Source organism: Mariniflexile ostreae, assembly GCF_042427585.1.
GTDB classification, from domain to species: domain Bacteria; phylum Bacteroidota; class Bacteroidia; order Flavobacteriales; family Flavobacteriaceae; genus Pseudalgibacter; species Pseudalgibacter ostreae.
Window position 1 is genome coordinate 102,605 of the sequence record NZ_JBHMFC010000034.1, and the last position, 705, is coordinate 103,309.

The window sequence follows — 705 nt, forward strand, 5'->3', positions numbered from 1 at the left end:
CCTAAGAAGGTTATTGTTTTAATGGATACAACCTATTGGGGAAGAGGTTTTGGGTTAATGTTGTTTAAAGACGCATACAGTAAAGAAAATCTTCTTTGGTATTACGTTAAATCAGAAACTAACGCATTGTACATAAAGGGTATTAAAGAACTGATATCTAAAGGTTTTGAGGTTGTAGCTATCGTTTGTGACGGAAGAAAAGGGTTGGTTGGAGCATTTAAAGACATACCTGTTCAGCTTTGTCAATTTCATCAAGTTGCAGCAATAAGAAGGTATATAACTAAAAACCCAAAAATGCCCGCTTCAATTGACTTAAAGTTTCATGTAGCTATGTTGAAAAACACTGATAAAGAATCATTTGAAGGAGGATTAAAAATGTGGTTTATTAAGTGGGAAAGCTTTTTAAATGAACGTACTATTAATATTGAAACAGGTAAAAGCTACTTCACCCATAAACAGCTTAGAAGTGCGTATAGAAGCCTTAACACTAACATGATATGGCTATTTACTTGGTACGATAATTATGAATTAAATATTCCAAATACAACCAATATGATTGATGGCCATTTTTCTGATTTAAAAAACAAACTTAGAAATCATAATGGGTCAACGCAAAAAGTTGTGGAGTAACTAAAAAAGAAAGAACTTTGGAGCAAAAATTTCTATGTCCTCTGATTCACTTTTATCTATTGCCAATTTATTACT

1 protein-coding gene is annotated in these 705 nt (G+C 31.9%); it reads left to right on the forward strand.

What is annotated here, in order from left to right:
• Positions 1-630 (forward strand): IS256 family transposase, variant Zn-binding type (locus ACFFU9_RS09220; protein WP_379861134.1); only part of this gene is annotated, 630 nt, incomplete at its 5' end.
• Between the last annotated feature and the right edge of the window lie 75 nt (positions 631-705).